The following is a 14,966-nucleotide window of genomic DNA, read 5'->3' as shown; positions in this document are numbered from 1 at the left end:
AAGGAATAATAACTATACATTACCTTATTTTCTCACATCAAGTCCATAGTCATATTACGAATACATCATGAGGAAAGTATGCATGTATGCGCAATTCAATACGCTCTTTAACTATATAAAATAATAAATTTATCTCGAAGCCAAACTCATTAGCTGTCAAATCACCTTTTCTTATTTACAAACGACTACTTGAACGCAATCATATTAAACTTTTAAAAATATAGGACTACCAATATGGTCCATATGTCATTATTATTACTAGGTAAGAATTACTATTTATAGGCATTATAGATCACCTATATTGCTCAAGATGAGGAGATAGAGAGTCAGATGATTATAACTTCCTTGATCGTCGCAGCCACTTTATTGGTAGGAGGTACGTTAATCGTAACCTTCTGGAATGAAACCATTTCGTGGTTAAAGCGATCCATCCAAAAAGTTCAAGAATGGATTAAACGATCAATTTATGGGACCAAGCTGTTTTTGCGTAAACTGGGCAGTGGCTTCCAAGAGACATCGAAGCATTATGTGAAAGATCACAATGACCGCTGGAACGAAACGGTGACTACGCGGGAAGTATCAGCGGATGAAGTGCCGCCTGAAATACGGCAAATGGCGCACATGGGCGTTGAACGGGATATTACTAACGAGTTGGCAGCGAAGCTCCATACATAAATATGATGAGAGGAGGAATTCGGAATGGCTATCATACTGGGTATCATAGGCATTGTTTTAGGGATCGGACTCATTGTGTTTCTGATCAGTCTGGTCATTTCTCTAGTTAAGCTCGTGTTTGTTGCGCTGTATTACATTGTGAAATGGGCAATGATTATAGCAGTTCCTGTAGCAATTATTGCCTTCTTTATATATTTGTTTACTGTCATTGGTGCTTGGGCACTTCTAGTCATTGCTGCCTGCGTCTTAGTGATTTGGCTAATCCGATATCTGGGTCCGGAACCTTTGGAAATCCGCGTGACCCGGGTTTTCCACGAGAATGAGATCGCATCAATGGAAGATCTACTCAACAAGGTAGAGGGTGCTCCTAGCAGACAGGCTCTTGTGAACGTACTGGAGCAATTACATCAACAGGGCAAAGTGGAAATCATAGAGTTCGGATTGGAAGGCAGCATGTTGTTCCGCTGGACTGAACAAAGGGATTATCCGCAGGGCGTCATCACTACACATTTTATCGTAGATTAATGAACCCCCTCAGCAAAATTAAAAGGAGTTGTACATATGGCCATCGGTAAGAGGAGAGATCAACAAGCAGTCCATACGGAGATTTCAGCAAGTTCGGAAGCAATGCTTGAAACTAATGTTTCAAGGGAAAATAAAGAAAGCAGACAAGTGGAGAACACCCCCCTCTCTTTTATTCCTGTTCCTCCAAAATATAGCTTCAACGATGTTATCTTGCCTGAGAAAACACTAGATTCGATTCGAAACGCCCTTGCAATTAAAGAAAAAGGAGATTTGGTCTTTGGAGATTGGGGTCTTTCGCAAACACACAAACATGCCAGCAAGATCGGCATCAACCTGTACGGCCCCCCAGGCACAGGCAAAACGATGGTAGCACATGCAATTGCTAACCATTTGAATATGCCACTGATGATTATCAACTATGCGGACATTGAGTCTAAATACGTGGGGGATACACCCAAAAACTTAACCAAAGCGTTTCAGACGGCTGAACAAACTGGCAGTGTGCTTTTTTTCGACGAAGCAGATGCCATTCTTAGCCGCAGGGTTACCAATATGAATAATGCTACAGATACGAGTGTGAATCAAACACGTTCTGTAATGCTGACCCTGCTTAATGATTACAAGAGTATTATTCTATTCGCAACCAATTACATATCCAATTTCGATCCTGCCTTCATGCGGCGCATATTGGCTCATATCGAGTTTGAACTACCAGATGCCGAGGGTCGTGCCCGATTGCTTCAGAAGCTGATTCCACCGCAAATGCCTAATGACATCCGTATTGAAGAAACCGCGAGGCAATTTGACGGCATTTCAGGCAGTGACATTTCCAATGCCGTTCTGATGGCCGCATTCAAGGGCGCTGGCACTCCGGAACTTATTGTAAGACATGAACACTTATTCGAAGCGCTCAGCTCTATTAAGCAAAGTATCCAGGCCAACAACAATGTCACGATTGAAACCAGACCGGTTAGCGAGGCATATGTGAAACAGCAGCTTGGCAATCATTTTATCCAGGGAGGTCAGAATTAATGATATTTACAGCATTGTTAGTTGCTGCTGCGGCAGCAGCGACAGCAGGAATTATTGCCGCATTTTGGGATGATATCAGAAAATGGTTGAATACGCTGGTCAAGAAAGTGGTGAAGGCAGTCAAGGCTGCGGTCATTGGCGTGAAGGTCTTTGCCAAGAAAATAGCCGAAGGCTTTCAGGAAATTGCCAAGAGCTATCAACTGGACGAGGAAGGCAAATGGCATGAGACAACCATAACCAAAACCGTTCCGGAATCTGAGGTGCCGCCGGAAATTCTGGCAAAAGCGAAGAAAATGAACCAGGAAGTCGATATCTCGCAGGACCTCGAGAAAGAACTGAAGCTGGTAATCTAGAATAGCAAATAACGTTGAATAGATGGAGGCGGAAAGATGCAGGAGCCTGCGGCGAAGTCCCATAAAGGTATTATTGATCGATTTGAACTGTTAGAGAAGTATGTGCGGGAAGAAGTAGCGAAGCGAGTATACGACAACACTAAAAAAAATTATACCATTGATGAACTTGCGCAATTATATGATAAATCAACGGATGACTTGATTCTGGACGCGGTACGCAGAGAAGGCCTCGTCTTTGTCGGCGGAAAGCTGTATATCGCGATTACAGAAGATGAGCTTGGTTATGTGGTCGGCTTGGAGGCTTATTTCAAGCGACCTGATGGAGAATGGGTTGTCAAGAAAAACCAGTCGGCGGCAATGCCGCTGAATATCATGCTGCTGGACAGCAGGAATGAACTTAAGCGGTTGAAGCAGATTGATTTTGAACTTACAGAACCGGAAGCAGGGGGCGGAATGCATGTTTAGTAAAGTGATTGCCATTGGGGGTGCGCTGCTTGCTGTTACTGTGACCTATGCACTTTTTAGAATAAAACGAGTGAGTCCTATCCTTCTGCATGAACTGGCAGATCGGTATTCCGAAGGAAGTGACAAAATCATTCTGGCCGAGATGGAACGCGGAGAATTAACGTTTATTTCGGGCCGCCTGACCTTTGATTATGTGCCCAATAGCCGCAGAATAGCTGTGAAAACAGAGTTTTATTTTCAAAATACCAAGGGTGAATGGATCAAAAAAATGCATGAAGAAGTATTGTCGAGCCGTGTACTAACCAAAGAAGCAATAAACGAGCTGGTGGAGGTTCAGCGGGTCGTTTATGAGATCGACGCCCCCAAGCAGACGGCCGCAAACATTACGTACTAAGAGGAGGCTAGAATAATAGATGGAGCCAGCAATACTGACAACGACAGCAATCATGACAGAGAAGGCCGCTGAATCAGCTGCCATGCAGGAGACAGTACAAAAATCACTGGAAATCAGCCATAAAGCAGCGGAATGGAACGGTTCCGCAGAACTTGCACCAAGTCAGGAAACGATGGAGAAGCTAAACGGCCTGCTGGACAATGAAAATTATCGGAAGCTAAGTGAATTTCGGGAGCTGTCCCAGACTAATCCAGATGCCGTTCAGGAGGCATATAACAATGTCCAGCTTAAGGGGCAGATGGGCGAAAGCCTTATGGAGGCGAAACTCTCGCAATATGGTGAGATGCGCTCCCAGATTCCTGTCCAGCTTGAGAATGCAGCTGGCGGGAACCGAATTGATCTGCAAATAATGGAGTCCAATGCTAACCTGAGGCAGATCGAGATGAATATTCAGGGTGGCGAGATTACACTCGACCGTAATTATGACCTCATGAAAGGTGAATCCGCCTCCTTCGAAGTGAAGAATGGAGGACTTCCCTATCTCAGGTCCGAGTTGTTAAACGGAGAACTCCAGCAGCAGATCGCCGCAGGCAAGCAGATATCGGACCATTCGTTTGTTGTAATTAACGAGAATACAGCAAAAGCGCTGCTTCAAAATCCGGATCTTGCGGCCAAGGTGATTACGGAGATCGAGGAAGCAGGCGGCAAACTCATTGCAGGACTGCCATCCCAGAGTGTGCAGCTGGCGATATTTATGAGCTAAAGGAGAGCTGAAACAGTGAATGAGCAGATGATCATCCTCGTAATTAAAAGTAAAGATATGGAGCTCAAAAAACGATACGGTAAATTTAGGGAATATGCGACATTGTCTGTGAGCAGGGAAATTTCCTTTCAAGAAAGAGTGGACATCCTTGAGAGTATGGGCGACTGTGCCGAGAAAGTGCAGCAGCAAATTGCAGCGCTCTCCGAAGAAGGCGTGTCCGTAGAACGCATTGAGGATTCGGTTATCAACCGGCTGCCTGCGGGAGAAGTTCGTGCGAAGCTTTCGAACGGTCTGTTTAACAAAGCTGATCTGCTGGACCTGCTGCAGCATCAAAGGGATCAGCTTCCTGAAGAGTTCACCGATCTTTGCTGCAGCCTCGCTGATCAGCTTGGTCAAGACGAATACATCCTGTTCTGGAATATGGGGGAGCTGGAGGCACATGCCCTACTATCGCATTAGACAATTCGCTGTACAGGACACTCAAGAGAGCTATTATGTATACCAAGGAAAAGAAGAGATCGAGGTCCAACTGAACGAAGGATATTCGGCGGTCCGCGATATGCTCGATTACCTGCATTACGCCGGCACTGAAGGACAGTCGGGTTCGATCGTAATTTATTATCACGAAGAACAGCTGCATTATTATGTGCAAATGGACGAAGATGCAATGCAACCGGTACTGCAGCATTGGGTCCCACGTTGTGATTGGGTACAGGAAGTCTTTGTACCAGATACCTCTTTTGCCAAAGAAAAGATGACGCTTCGGGGTTCTGCTTCTCCGTTAGTATTGAAGGAACGCGAGGAGAACCTGCTGGATGAGCTGATTCGGGCCCTACCGCGTGAGACCTTCCTGCTTCAAATTAAGCTAGGTGCGGCAGACGATGATTCAATAGCGAGGCAGATTAGCCTGCTAGAGCAGACGATCAATGATATGACACAGAAGGCAACGGTACAGATTGGTGAACAGAACAAGCTGTTTGATCAAATTAAGAAGACGTTGGTGGGTGGAGATAACCGTTCATATGAATTGGTGAATATTAATGTGAAGCAGCAGCTGGACATTCTGGAGAATCACCTCTATACCTTGAACAGCCAGGGAGCGGTTTTCAGTTCGGCTGAGTTTACAATCTACGCCGGACAAGGGATTGCTTCGTTAATTGCCTCCAAAATGGAGACATTTACCCGACGTTCCGGTTCCCAGTCGCTCTACCGACTGCGTAGAACACAGAGCGCCTCCCCCGTAGAGTTTTTGAACTATGTTAATGTCAATAACCTTGCGGCATTAATAGCGTTTCCAATGAAGCCAGTCCCGGGCTTCCAACAAAATCGCAAGGTGATCTTCGGGGCGGATATCGCCGGGGACGTCGCTGATGACAAGAAAGCGATTAGCCTGGGACGACTGATCCTTACGCACGAAACCAGAGTCCCTGTAAAACTCCCTTTGGCTGACCTGACGAGACATGCATTTGTGGCAGGAGTTACGGGAAGCGGCAAAACCAGTACGATCAAAAGTATACTGATGCAGGTATATAAGCAGAAGAAGCCCTTTTTGGTTTTGGAGCCTGCCAAGACGGAGTACAAATATCTGGATACGGCAATTCCTATGCTGAAAAGATATATCCTCGGCATTGAGGGGGCCTTCAGCCTAAAGATCAATCCCTTTGCCTTTCCTGAACATATTCACATCCAAACTCACTTGGACCATTTGAAGTCGGTGTTTATCGCTGCATTTCCAATGTATGGGCCGATGCCGTATATCTTGGAGACAGCTTTTTATGATATTTACCGCCGTACAGGATGGGATTTCATTTCAGGACGGAATATTTATGAACTCGGTTTGCACAGGGATCAGCTGTTTCCTACACTGGAGGATTTAAATGGAGCTATTGATTCCGCTATCGAAGCAGCAGGTTATTCTGCGGAATTGTCCAGTGACCTTCGCGGCGCATTGAAGGTTCGGATCGGCAGTTTGTTGAGCGGTGCCAAAGGGAACATACTGAATTGCCGGAGTGGGATATCCATCAAAAAGCTGCTGCAGACACCGACCATCATTGAGCTGGAACATATCGGAGATGACCAGGAAAAGGTTTTCCTTATGGGGCTACTGCTCATTTCAATCTATGAATACTATGTGTCAGAAGGTCTTCACAGCCAGGATCTGCAGCATCTGCTGGTAATCGAGGAGGCACACCGGTTACTCGCGAATGTACAAGCCTCTGGCAATCAGGAGCAGGCTGACATGAAGGGCAAAGCGGTGGAAACCTTTAATAATATGCTCTCAGAGATCCGCACCTATGGTCAAGGCATGTTGGTTGCCGACCAGATTCCAAGCAAGCTCTCGCCGGATATTATCAAGAATACCAACCTCAAAATTGCCCACCGCCTGTTCGCCAAAGACGACCGTCAAGTTATCGGTGATTCCATCGGTCTCCAGGACAATGAAATGGATGAGTTGATCCGACTGAAGCAAGGAGAAGCGATTATCTTCCATGGCGATGTGGATACGGCCATGAAGGTGAAGGTTGACGTAGATGCGGCCACGCTGGCCTCCAACCGTAAGGATGTGCAGCGTCCGAATGTCACCTTGTTTAGTACGGAGGATTATCTGCTGCAGCATGACGTTTTTATTGAGGATTGCTACAGGATGATTAATACCTGTCTGTTATTCCCTGAGTTGCAGTCCGCTGTAGAGCATCGTTTGGCCGAGATGGTGGAAGAACGGTTTGGCCTGCTGCTGCAGTCTGCCAATCGGAATTACTGGTGGAGCAAGCTTTTGGAACGGTATTTCAGATCCAAGCTGTTTACGGAGCATATTCCGTATATAAAGCTTGTTCAATTAATAGAAGAAATAGAAGCAAGTACCGATCCGCTGGTCTATATGGTTCATAACATCAGAGGGCTGTTCCGAAGCAGAAGCATGGAACACCCGATGCATAAGTTCTCTGCGGTATACGATAAATATCAGAGTTTCCGGTTCCTGCTGCCGATCAGCATTCAGGAGCTTATGGGCTTTATTGCCGCACAAAGTAAACCGGTGCACTATGAAAGTCTGCTGCTGGTCGATCAACTGCTGAAGAAAGCCAATTTGTCAGAACATATCCATACAGAGCTGATGAAGCCTGATCATCGCAAACAGTTGTGCTATGCAATGATGATTGCGGAATTTGGCGATCAGCTTGATCTGCTCGAGGTATTCTTCGGAGTAAAAAACTTAAGCCCCGAAGGATGGATCGAAAGACAAATATACTAAAATCCGAGACAGTTACTGTACAGCAAGCTTCCATCTTTCTTGTCTGCTGTAATTCATATAACTTAGGGCCCATGGTAAATTTTCGAATTCATCATGGACCCCTTTTTATTTATCCATTGAAGTTGAACCCATAATCTTAGCACTACACCGCTAAGATTGCAGTACCATCTTCCGATCACTGTTATTCCCGGATTTTTTGATTCCCTCCTGCAAAAGGAACATTGGGGAGGTAAACGAGACCACCCTGCTTCTCCAGACTAATTCTACACTCTTCGTTCTCTGTAAATGTTTAAGTTCATCTTATACAGTAAGATACTCAGCTCATGTTACAATGCCTAGGATCTTGCCAATGTTAGTGTATAGATCTCTATGGGAATATTGAGAGTCAAACCGGCATTTAAAATCACTCTCCCGCATGCATCCAGGGTGCTCCCTGTCGTATAAATATCATCGATTAGCAGCAATCGGAGTGGAGAAGAGTGTATTCTCAGACGATTAGGTGCTGCTTTTCCCATATAGATCTCCCTCAAGATATCCACTGTACCCCGGTTTATTGAAAAAGCCTCCTTCATGGTCTCGATCCGCTCACCGCGTGTCTTGAAGCTCTGCTTGGTGGTGTTGATGCGGCGCTGCAGCAGATCAACCACGGGTAGGCGGCAGGCTGCGGCGAGTCCGGCACCGAGCCGCTCGGCCTGGTTGAAGCCGCGCTCGGCAAGGCGTTCGTCGCTGACCGGGACGTAAGTCACCGCGTCAGGCCGCCATCGCGGCTTGGGGCTTGGGAGCAGCGACTGCGGACGGCCCGTCGCTGCTTGGGCATGGACGCGTACGGCTGGTGAAGCGTGCGCGCTAGGCGCCTGGACGCGCACGTCCGTTGACGTGCGCGGGCTTGGTGGATGTAAGCCGGCATCCACCGGAGGTGAAGCAGAGGTGGCGGGATGCGCCACGGAAGCCGGGGTTTCTTTTGCCACAACCGAACTCATTTCTTCGCATATAGCTTGATAAGCTTGAATAAGAAGCGACGTTAACAGCGGCGCGTAGCGTTCATGGCCTCTGAATTTGTACATACCGATCCATTCTTTCATAAGGGCATTGTACTGGACGGCACTGCGGTTGCAGATGAACGAACGGTTTTGCATATGTGGACGGATACAGTCCGGACAGCCGATGGCCCGGCCACAGCGCTGACAGCGAATGGAGCGAATCCAGGGAATCTGTTTCACGCAGCGCGTACAAATCCCTGGGTAGGTTGGAGATAGTACGGCACGGGTGCCACAGGTCAGGCAGGTTGAGCCAGGCGGGGCGAACAGGTTATGTATGCGATGGGTAAGTTGGTGAACAAAGTCGGTTATATCGTTAAGCCGATTGAGCATTGCGCCGTAACCTCCTAGGATGGAATGGATTTATGGTTGAGGCTGGGGGTGCAGGTAGCCATTGCGGCGGGCAATGGTGTTCATTTTCTTAATTTGTGCCACTGCCTTAACCTGAGATCGTGTGCGTCGGGAGGATGCAAAGACGACTCTGCCTGCCGGATCATCCATGGATCGCCCTGCTCTGCCCGCCATCTGTACCAGTGAAGCCTCATCGAAGAGCCCATTATCCGCATCCAAAATAAATACGTCGCTGCGTGGAATGGTCACTCCCCGCTCCAGAATGGTGGTCGTCACCAACAGACGGATGTCTCGTTCGCGGAATGCCATTACTTTACTAGCCCTGTCCATATCTTGAGATGACGTTCCTTCGATATGGATCTGCGGGAATATACGGCGCATCAGGTCAACAAATGCCTCAATCTGAGCAATGCGCGTTACGAATACAAACACCTGGGCATCGCGCTGCAAGGAAGTTTGGATGCTGTTCTTCAAGGTGGCGGGAAGATTCCGTTTTTTGATACATTCAGCAACAGTAGGCATCTTGATTAATTGAGGCACAGGCAAAGGATAGCGGTGAAAGCGTACCGGCACTCTGGCATGGGTGAGCTTTCCCTGTGCCACTTCTTTCTGTAACCGGGCTGGCGGGGTAGCAGACAAATATATGAAATTCCCATCGGGCTTGCATGAAGCCGCTGCGGCATGAGCGAGCATGGGATCATTGTGATAAGGAAATGCGTCGAGCTCGTCGATAATGACCAGATCAAACCCTTGGTAAAAACGCATCAGCTGATGCGTGGTCGCGAGGGTAAGCTGTGCATCTTTCCAACGTTCGGTGCTGCCTCCGTACAGGGTGGCCAGCGTAACGTCAGGGAAGGCTTTGGAGAGACGTGGCGCCAGCTCCAGTACCACGTCTCTGCGCGGCGTTGCTACAAGCGCTCGCCCGCCGCGCTCCAGCGTATGCTGGAGCAGCGGGAAAATCATTTCTGTATTTTAATTGAATGTTCATTGTTTGCGAGTTTTGCGGTGTGTGCATTCCGTTCGGATTTACCTGTTCATTGTTTGCGAGTTATGCGAGTTTTGCGGGGCTTGTGTGGTCAAACTGTGGTCACGGTGGTCAATAAAAAAAGAGTGGAAACCCCGGTTAATCCGATGGCTTCCACTCTTTTTTTATGTATTATGGCTTGCATCTGCTGCACCCATTTTGTATGCATGAATTACTGCTTTCCTGGTTTGTTCCAGGTATAGATTTTCTAAATCGAAGGCCAATTCATCTATAGGTTTCCCGCTGTTAATTAGTTCGACAAAACACTTATATTCCTCACCGGTTGCATCAGAAACGACTACATCGATTATCGAGTTGATCCTCTTTTCGTCTTGACTATTATGTGCTTCACCTTTATCCATTATGAACCTCCCATGTTGTTATTTTGAGACTAATTAGAATATAATAACAATTGAAAATCAAAGGCATGAGGTGTAAATGGATGAACCCCGTACCGGGGAGGAGCCGTTTGCCGTACCTCTTAGCCAAACGCAAGATCAAAGCGACTGATCTTGCTAGAGAACTGAACCTATCTGACGGATTCATATCTCAAGTCATCTCTGGAAAGAAGCAATTTTCGTATCAGAACGCAGCCCACGCTGCAAGAATACTCCGTTGTACTATGGAAGAATTGCACGAATGGGATGACTAGGCGAACGGTGGAGGCGAAAGCCCCTCCCCGGCAGAAAGTTTACCCCAGGTAAAAAATGCCCAGAAACATTACACCAACCCCAAGATTTTCATACCTCACATATCTATTAAATCCCATAATTAGCCTCATGTAAACATAAATTGGGCGCGCTGAGTTCGTCCTATATTTCTACATCATTCGACATAGTTAAAACCGCATATTTACAAAAAAAAGAACCGTGAACACGGCTCCTTATGTCAAGATCACTCTAGGGTTCATGATCGTCAATTCCTCTATGAAGGCTTTGTATCTATGATTAACTATCTCGCAACGAATAGATTTTTTAGAAACTTCCTTATCAAAAAAAGCTTCTTTATATATCTCGTTTACGGATACAACATTCTCGGTATTGATAATAGTTGCCCGATCAACATGAAGAAATTTATAACCCATATTATTAATTGCATTCAACCAATACTTAACCGGTCCAGGTAAATAAAAAATTCCTTCTCTTGAATAAATCGTTGATCTATCAATCGTTCTTTCCCACGTCATATAGAGTAAAGTCTCAATGTGGATTTCTTCGATTTTCCCACCTTCCGGCGTAGTCGTTACAGACAACATATTACCACTCCTATTTTCTCAGTAGATGTTTTGGCGGTTTTGGATTGGACACCCACGCCAAACTTGCTGGCATAACCGAAACTACAGCCAAAGCAGACAACGCTGTTGCAACCACAGAGTACAATTTTGTTTTCATATCTTTTCACCTCCTTTAAATAATACATACGCTGCAAGCATCAGGCCCTGAGCACAGAAAGCAATGGCTGTATGAGACGATTCAATCCAGAAGTTTGAAGTAATGATAATTATACCCGCTACTTTTAATATCGGATAAAATCTCTCAGGGATTATAGTCTGATCCTCTATTCCGGCTGGTGCGAAAATTAGAACGCATATTAACCCGACTACCGTCAATACAAGTGTCGTTATATGACTTAACGAAATTAATGAAAGCAATGTTGCTGTTCCAGCGGTGGCTACTGCGCACCAGGTACTTGATTCAAGATGCAAACCTCCAGTGAGCTGCCTTAGCAGTGCAAATGATATTAGGATGATTGCTGTTTCTCTTCCGTGACCTGTGAAAAACGACCCCAGTACCGACAATGCTATTACCGTAAAAAAATTCAACGTTATGATAAGCGAATGATTCAAGTTTTCTATTGGAGCTGGATGATTCGGCACAACAGTTTTTATATGCTTAGCGATTCGCCAAGCGGCTGCCTCAATCAAAATTCTTCTTTCTCCTTCCGTATAGCGTAATAAAGGAAGAGTCCCACGGCCAAAACCATATGGACGATAACCAATAGCATATTATTGAGATAGAACATCATCGTAGATGCCAATAACGAAAATATAATAAAAGCAACAACTCCGACGTGTTCCCATTTAAATCTGAATTTCTCGAAGTCAGCAGCAAACCCAATTTTAAATTTAAGGAGGAAATATGTGACCCCTAGTGCAACCACGCTAGATGCTGCTTGTAGTGCAGATCCCTCAACAGATGTTGCCAGTGATTCGGTAGGTACTCCCCGGAAGAAAAGAAGCATTATAGCCGTTTGAACTACGGTGTAACTGAAGGTGCCTAGGATAGCGATTATGGATGACCACATTACAGGAACCTTCACGACAGTTGTAATTAAGAGAATAAACAATACTGTGCTGATCGCCGGAGCTAAAGCGGACATTGAAGCCTCTTCACGCATAAGGTAGCTCTGTAAATTCATAAGCAAACTCACGAAAAGTCCAGGCCAAATGTAGTTCTTAACCTTTAACCTAAAAATAGCAAGCATAAGAGCAAAGGCCGACATTGTTTCGAGTGTTGAAAAGAGCAGAAACCGCACTGGCTCCCACATGGTGCATTCTCCTTCACAGCGGTATATTTTATACTTAAATTATACCGGAATGAATGGAAATTCCATAGCCAAAAACATACAAATTTAGACGTTTGCCGAGATTATTTTTGTGATTTCTATTGCTCTTTCATCTTCTTCTAACAACAGGTTGACTTTATTTTGAGTGCGATTGATCCCAATCACTACCCCACTGACCGATTCATCCTTAAATGGATCGAAAAGGATAAGATCAACCGTCATTTTTTCTGCATATGAAACTGCCAATGCTCTGACAATTTCCTCTATCGCTTGTTCATCGAGAATAGGCTTTTCCCTACGCTGCTGTTCCCTCTTGTGCTCCAATAATTTCTCCCTGTGTTCTGGAAGAATTATTCTGGAGCTTTCAAATAGTCCGTTTTCAAAGAGCTTGCCAGCCATAACTAACCGCCTCCTATGCTGATGTTTGGATTGGGTTACATGCCAGGATGTTGTCAGTTTTAAAGGTGCGAGGCATACCCGATAGCAAATCATCAGCTCGGACTAACCCTGATCGCACGCTTTTAACCTGAATTCGGCGCTTGGTTATCTGGCCTGTTTTGTCCTGGTAAATGATTTCGACTAACCGCCCTATGTATTTCACCGGCATGTTCAACCCTCCAATTAGTAAGAACGTATGTTTGTATGCTATTATATGCGAACCCACGTTCGTTTAGCAACAGGAATATATGGGATTTGTTAAAGGGACTTTGCTTTTAATCCTGCTGTTAATTGCGCTGATTCTCTCAGATTTAGGGAACCAAATAAAAGAATTCAAAATCAATTTAAATTGAATTGATCTGTATGTATGAATGCAAATTGAATCAAAAACTCTGCCAGCAATAAGCCAGCAGAGCATGTTCATTATTTAAGACTGCTAATCAACCGTTTTAGTACAATAGCCATTTCTTCGCGAGTAATAGGAGCTCCAGGACGTTTCCCATCAAAGTAACCGGCATTAGTCATTTGATCCCACGCTTCCTTTGCCCATGGACTTACTACATTGATATCGCGTTCATTTGCCATTGTATTGTCCTCCTTTGCCGTTTTATTAAGTCCCAAATAGGTAGCAATCCCCTGAACGTGACCGTCAATAATTGCATCGATCACATTAGTTTGCTTCAATCGATCAGCATCAGCTGCCACATCGACAAATAGGTTTTCCGTCAGGACCGCTGGCATTTTGGATTCACGGACCATGTGCAAATTCTGCGCTTTCTGGCCACGATCAATGCCGCCCAGCTTGCCCATGATCGACTTGTGCAATACGTCCTGAAGCTTAATACTGGTTTGAGAGGCAGAAGTGTATCTGAAGGACTCAAACCCGCCTTTGCCCCCACCAGCGTTGCAATGGATGGACACCAGAATGTCAGCACCGGCTGCGTTCGCCTTGTTTGTTCGATCACGAAGTTCCAGGAATACATCTGTGGATCTCGACAACAACACTTGAACGTTATCGTATCTGGATTCAAGCCGTTCCTTAATGCCTAGCGAAACCTTCAGGGCAATATCTTTTTCTTGAATTCCGTTTGCCACTGCTCCCGGATCTTTACCACCGTGTCCTGCATCAACCCATACTTTAAACATCTGCGCCATCTCCTTTGCTTACTTCTGGTAATCCCGCCAAACTTGTGAGTAGGCTGGTAATCACGGATAATACGACTGTCCCGCCCACTACACGCCAATCGACCTCAGAATATAGAGTAGTTGCACCAATAACACCAATAGCAACCTGCGCCCCTGTCTTAATCGCTCTTACGCCTGCTGCTTGCCACCATTTTTTTGTCATAATTACACTCCCCCTAAGACAATTTAAATACAGCCCAAACGGCCGTGATAACTAAACCAAGTAGCGTTGTAATCACTGGACCCAAGAAGGCTTTCTTCAGCCAATCGTTCCATTTTTCTTGTTTATCCAGACGTGATAGAGCATCCTCCGCACGGCGTTTTGCTTCATAAGCAACATCGGCTGTTTTCTTCAATTCCGCTTCAAGCTCTATAACTTTAGCTGCCGTTTGCTGCGCAGTCTGTAGTGCTTCTTTGGATACGTCCCTAACTTCAGCAACAGCCGGAACCAATGCGGCCAAAGGTTTAATGCCCTCTTCAATCCTGACAAGCTGCAACTGCAAAGTAACAAGCGTGTTCATGTTTTCCTGAAACTGCACTTGCATGTCCATCACACCTCCTGTATGTTGTTCCATCTGCTCCCCCACTTTCTCTCTCTATTTATCTGAATCTGATTTCACTTCCAGACCCGCCAAAGCATCGCCTACCAACTGGTCTAAAGCCTCCAGAATTTCTTTTTGTCGTTCCACTGGAGCCATCCCCAAGAACAATGAAATGATTTCGGCAATCTCTTCAACTGGCTTTGAAATGTCTGCCGTGATTTGTACCTGATGTGTCGCCTTCAATGTCTCACCTCCTTTCAGGCAAAAGGAAACACCCCCAAACTTGTCGAATAATGCTCCGACAGAAAGGAGGTGCCTCAAAATAAAAGCTTATAGAACTGATGAAGAATTTGAAGAAAACTGTCCC

At 45.7% G+C, this 14,966-nt stretch carries 22 protein-coding genes and 1 pseudogene; 11 read left to right on the top strand and 12 right to left on the bottom strand.

The window, feature by feature from the left end; all coding sequences use genetic code 11:
• Positions 1 to 330: 330 nt before the first annotated feature.
• The 9 genes from HP552_RS06040 to HP552_RS06000 are packed head-to-tail and all read left to right on the top strand — an operon-like array spanning position 331 to position 7,457.
• Entirely contained in the window at positions 331 to 675 is a 345-nt protein-coding gene (locus HP552_RS06040) for a hypothetical protein (protein ID WP_175394672.1), read from the top strand.
• Positions 676 to 699: 24 nt separating this feature from the next.
• Complete coding sequence (locus tag HP552_RS06035) at positions 700 to 1,200, top strand: hypothetical protein (protein ID WP_175394671.1); 501 nt, start codon at positions 700 to 702, stop codon at positions 1,198 to 1,200.
• 36 nt (positions 1,201 to 1,236) lie between these two features.
• On the top strand, positions 1,237 to 2,232 hold the full coding sequence (locus HP552_RS06030; protein WP_175394670.1) for an ATP-binding protein: 996 nt from the start codon (positions 1,237 to 1,239) through the stop codon (positions 2,230 to 2,232).
• Entirely contained in the window at positions 2,232 to 2,585 is a 354-nt protein-coding gene (locus tag HP552_RS06025) for a hypothetical protein (protein ID WP_175394669.1), read from the top strand. The genes HP552_RS06030 and HP552_RS06025 overlap by 1 nt, the downstream gene beginning before the upstream one ends.
• 36 nt (positions 2,586 to 2,621) lie before the next feature.
• On the top strand, positions 2,622 to 3,050 hold the full coding sequence (locus HP552_RS06020; protein WP_175394668.1) for a hypothetical protein: 429 nt from the start codon (positions 2,622 to 2,624) through the stop codon (positions 3,048 to 3,050).
• Positions 3,043 to 3,444, top strand: a complete 402-nt coding sequence (locus HP552_RS06015; protein WP_175394667.1) for a hypothetical protein — start codon at positions 3,043 to 3,045, stop codon at positions 3,442 to 3,444. Before HP552_RS06020 ends, HP552_RS06015 begins: the two co-directional genes overlap by 8 nt.
• 19 nt (positions 3,445 to 3,463) lie before the next feature.
• Positions 3,464 to 4,207, top strand: coding sequence for a hypothetical protein (locus tag HP552_RS06010; RefSeq protein WP_175394666.1), 744 nt, complete (start codon positions 3,464 to 3,466; stop codon positions 4,205 to 4,207).
• Between the two features lie 15 nt (positions 4,208 to 4,222).
• Complete coding sequence (locus tag HP552_RS06005; protein WP_175394665.1) at positions 4,223 to 4,666, top strand: hypothetical protein; 444 nt, start codon at positions 4,223 to 4,225, stop codon at positions 4,664 to 4,666.
• The gene (locus HP552_RS06000) at positions 4,647 to 7,457 is read left to right on the top strand and encodes an ATP-binding protein (protein WP_175394664.1); all 2,811 of its coding nucleotides are present in this window, start codon (positions 4,647 to 4,649) and stop codon (positions 7,455 to 7,457) included. Before HP552_RS06005 ends, HP552_RS06000 begins: the two co-directional genes overlap by 20 nt.
• A 335-nt stretch (positions 7,458 to 7,792) precedes the next feature.
• Here the strand turns inward: HP552_RS06000 and HP552_RS05995 are convergent, their stop codons facing one another.
• The gene (locus HP552_RS05995; protein ID WP_175394663.1) at positions 7,793 to 8,203 is read right to left on the bottom strand and encodes a ComF family protein; all 411 of its coding nucleotides are present in this window, start codon (positions 8,201 to 8,203) and stop codon (positions 7,793 to 7,795) included.
• A 297-nt stretch (positions 8,204 to 8,500) separates the two neighbouring features.
• Between HP552_RS05995 and HP552_RS05990 the strand changes: the two genes are divergently transcribed.
• Entirely contained in the window at positions 8,501 to 8,713 is a 213-nt protein-coding gene (locus HP552_RS05990; RefSeq protein WP_175394662.1) for a hypothetical protein, read from the top strand.
• Between the two features lie 144 nt (positions 8,714 to 8,857).
• Here the strand turns inward: HP552_RS05990 and HP552_RS05985 are convergent.
• Positions 8,858 to 9,814 (bottom strand): annotated as a pseudogene (locus HP552_RS05985) (helicase-related protein); the annotation flags it as partial.
• A gap of 180 nt (positions 9,815 to 9,994) precedes the next feature.
• Positions 9,995 to 10,231 (bottom strand): hypothetical protein, encoded by a 237-nt coding sequence (locus HP552_RS05980; RefSeq protein WP_175394660.1) that lies wholly within the window; start codon positions 10,229 to 10,231, stop codon positions 9,995 to 9,997.
• A gap of 107 nt (positions 10,232 to 10,338) precedes the next feature.
• On the opposite strand from HP552_RS05980, the gene HP552_RS05975 reads away from it, so the two are divergent.
• On the top strand, positions 10,339 to 10,521 hold the full coding sequence (locus HP552_RS05975) for a helix-turn-helix domain-containing protein (RefSeq protein WP_175394659.1): 183 nt from the start codon (positions 10,339 to 10,341) through the stop codon (positions 10,519 to 10,521).
• A 231-nt stretch (positions 10,522 to 10,752) separates the two neighbouring features.
• On the opposite strand, the gene HP552_RS05970 is transcribed toward HP552_RS05975, so the two are convergent.
• From HP552_RS05970 to HP552_RS05930, 9 genes are all read right to left on the bottom strand, one after another.
• Positions 10,753 to 11,124 carry a hypothetical protein gene (locus HP552_RS05970; protein WP_175394658.1) on the bottom strand — a complete coding sequence of 124 codons (372 nt, stop codon included), beginning with the start codon at positions 11,122 to 11,124 and terminating at the stop codon, positions 10,753 to 10,755.
• 10 nt (positions 11,125 to 11,134) lie between these two features.
• Positions 11,135 to 11,260, bottom strand: a complete 126-nt coding sequence (locus HP552_RS05965) for a cyclic lactone autoinducer peptide (protein ID WP_175394657.1) — start codon at positions 11,258 to 11,260, stop codon at positions 11,135 to 11,137.
• Positions 11,257 to 11,793, bottom strand: a complete 537-nt coding sequence (locus HP552_RS05960) for an accessory gene regulator B family protein (protein WP_175394656.1) — start codon at positions 11,791 to 11,793, stop codon at positions 11,257 to 11,259. Before HP552_RS05960 ends, HP552_RS05965 begins: the two co-directional genes overlap by 4 nt.
• Complete coding sequence (locus HP552_RS05955; RefSeq protein ID WP_175394655.1) at positions 11,790 to 12,416, bottom strand: hypothetical protein; 627 nt, start codon at positions 12,414 to 12,416, stop codon at positions 11,790 to 11,792. The genes HP552_RS05960 and HP552_RS05955 overlap by 4 nt, the downstream gene beginning before the upstream one ends.
• Positions 12,417 to 12,500: 84 nt before the next feature.
• Positions 12,501 to 12,833: a YolD-like family protein gene (locus HP552_RS05950; protein ID WP_175394654.1), complete on the bottom strand. Its 333-nt coding sequence runs from the start codon at positions 12,831 to 12,833 to the stop codon at positions 12,501 to 12,503.
• Between the two features lie 462 nt (positions 12,834 to 13,295).
• Entirely contained in the window at positions 13,296 to 14,018 is a 723-nt protein-coding gene (locus HP552_RS05945; RefSeq protein WP_175394653.1) for an N-acetylmuramoyl-L-alanine amidase, read from the bottom strand.
• Positions 14,011 to 14,220, bottom strand: coding sequence for a holin (locus HP552_RS05940; protein ID WP_175394652.1), 210 nt, complete (start codon positions 14,218 to 14,220; stop codon positions 14,011 to 14,013). The genes HP552_RS05945 and HP552_RS05940 overlap by 8 nt, the downstream gene beginning before the upstream one ends.
• A gap of 13 nt (positions 14,221 to 14,233) precedes the next feature.
• The gene (locus HP552_RS05935) at positions 14,234 to 14,602 is read right to left on the bottom strand and encodes a hypothetical protein (protein ID WP_175394651.1); all 369 of its coding nucleotides are present in this window, start codon (positions 14,600 to 14,602) and stop codon (positions 14,234 to 14,236) included.
• Positions 14,603 to 14,653: 51 nt separating this feature from the next.
• Complete coding sequence (locus tag HP552_RS05930) at positions 14,654 to 14,842, bottom strand: hypothetical protein (protein ID WP_175394650.1); 189 nt, start codon at positions 14,840 to 14,842, stop codon at positions 14,654 to 14,656.
• Positions 14,843 to 14,966 lie beyond the last annotated feature (124 nt).

It is taken from the genome of Paenibacillus xylanilyticus (assembly GCF_013359935.1).
GTDB classification, from domain to species: Bacteria; Bacillota; Bacilli; order Paenibacillales; family Paenibacillaceae; genus Paenibacillus; species Paenibacillus xylanilyticus.
This window is presented reverse-complemented; position numbering and strand designations above follow the sequence as displayed.

What these genes read in the sequence shown, in the direction of transcription:
- HP552_RS06040 (WP_175394672.1), top strand. Translation starts at nt 331, where the DNA reads ATGATTATAACTTCCTTGATCGTCGCAGCCACTTTATTGGTAGGAGGT.
- HP552_RS06035 (WP_175394671.1), top strand. Translation starts at nt 700, where the DNA reads ATGGCTATCATACTGGGTATCATAGGCATTGTTTTAGGGATCGGACTC.
- HP552_RS06030 (WP_175394670.1), top strand. Translation starts at nt 1,237, where the DNA reads ATGGCCATCGGTAAGAGGAGAGATCAACAAGCAGTCCATACGGAGATT.
- HP552_RS06025 (WP_175394669.1), top strand. Translation starts at nt 2,232, where the DNA reads ATGATATTTACAGCATTGTTAGTTGCTGCTGCGGCAGCAGCGACAGCA.
- HP552_RS06020 (WP_175394668.1), top strand. Translation starts at nt 2,622, where the DNA reads ATGCAGGAGCCTGCGGCGAAGTCCCATAAAGGTATTATTGATCGATTT.
- HP552_RS06015 (WP_175394667.1), top strand. Translation starts at nt 3,043, where the DNA reads ATGTTTAGTAAAGTGATTGCCATTGGGGGTGCGCTGCTTGCTGTTACT.
- HP552_RS06010 (WP_175394666.1), top strand. Translation starts at nt 3,464, where the DNA reads ATGGAGCCAGCAATACTGACAACGACAGCAATCATGACAGAGAAGGCC.
- HP552_RS06000 (WP_175394664.1), top strand. Translation starts at nt 4,647, where the DNA reads ATGCCCTACTATCGCATTAGACAATTCGCTGTACAGGACACTCAAGAG.
- HP552_RS05990 (WP_175394662.1), top strand. Translation starts at nt 8,501, where the DNA reads ATGGCCTCTGAATTTGTACATACCGATCCATTCTTTCATAAGGGCATT.
- HP552_RS05980 (WP_175394660.1), bottom strand. Translation starts at nt 10,231, where the DNA reads ATGGATAAAGGTGAAGCACATAATAGTCAAGACGAAAAGAGGATCAAC.
- HP552_RS05970 (WP_175394658.1), bottom strand. Translation starts at nt 11,124, where the DNA reads ATGTTGTCTGTAACGACTACGCCGGAAGGTGGGAAAATCGAAGAAATC.
- HP552_RS05965 (WP_175394657.1), bottom strand. Translation starts at nt 11,260, where the DNA reads ATGAAAACAAAATTGTACTCTGTGGTTGCAACAGCGTTGTCTGCTTTG.
- HP552_RS05955 (WP_175394655.1), bottom strand. Translation starts at nt 12,416, where the DNA reads ATGTGGGAGCCAGTGCGGTTTCTGCTCTTTTCAACACTCGAAACAATG.
- HP552_RS05950 (WP_175394654.1), bottom strand. Translation starts at nt 12,833, where the DNA reads ATGGCTGGCAAGCTCTTTGAAAACGGACTATTTGAAAGCTCCAGAATA.
- HP552_RS05945 (WP_175394653.1), bottom strand. Translation starts at nt 14,018, where the DNA reads ATGTTTAAAGTATGGGTTGATGCAGGACACGGTGGTAAAGATCCGGGA.
- HP552_RS05940 (WP_175394652.1), bottom strand. Translation starts at nt 14,220, where the DNA reads ATGACAAAAAAATGGTGGCAAGCAGCAGGCGTAAGAGCGATTAAGACA.
- HP552_RS05935 (WP_175394651.1), bottom strand. Translation starts at nt 14,602, where the DNA reads ATGCAAGTGCAGTTTCAGGAAAACATGAACACGCTTGTTACTTTGCAG.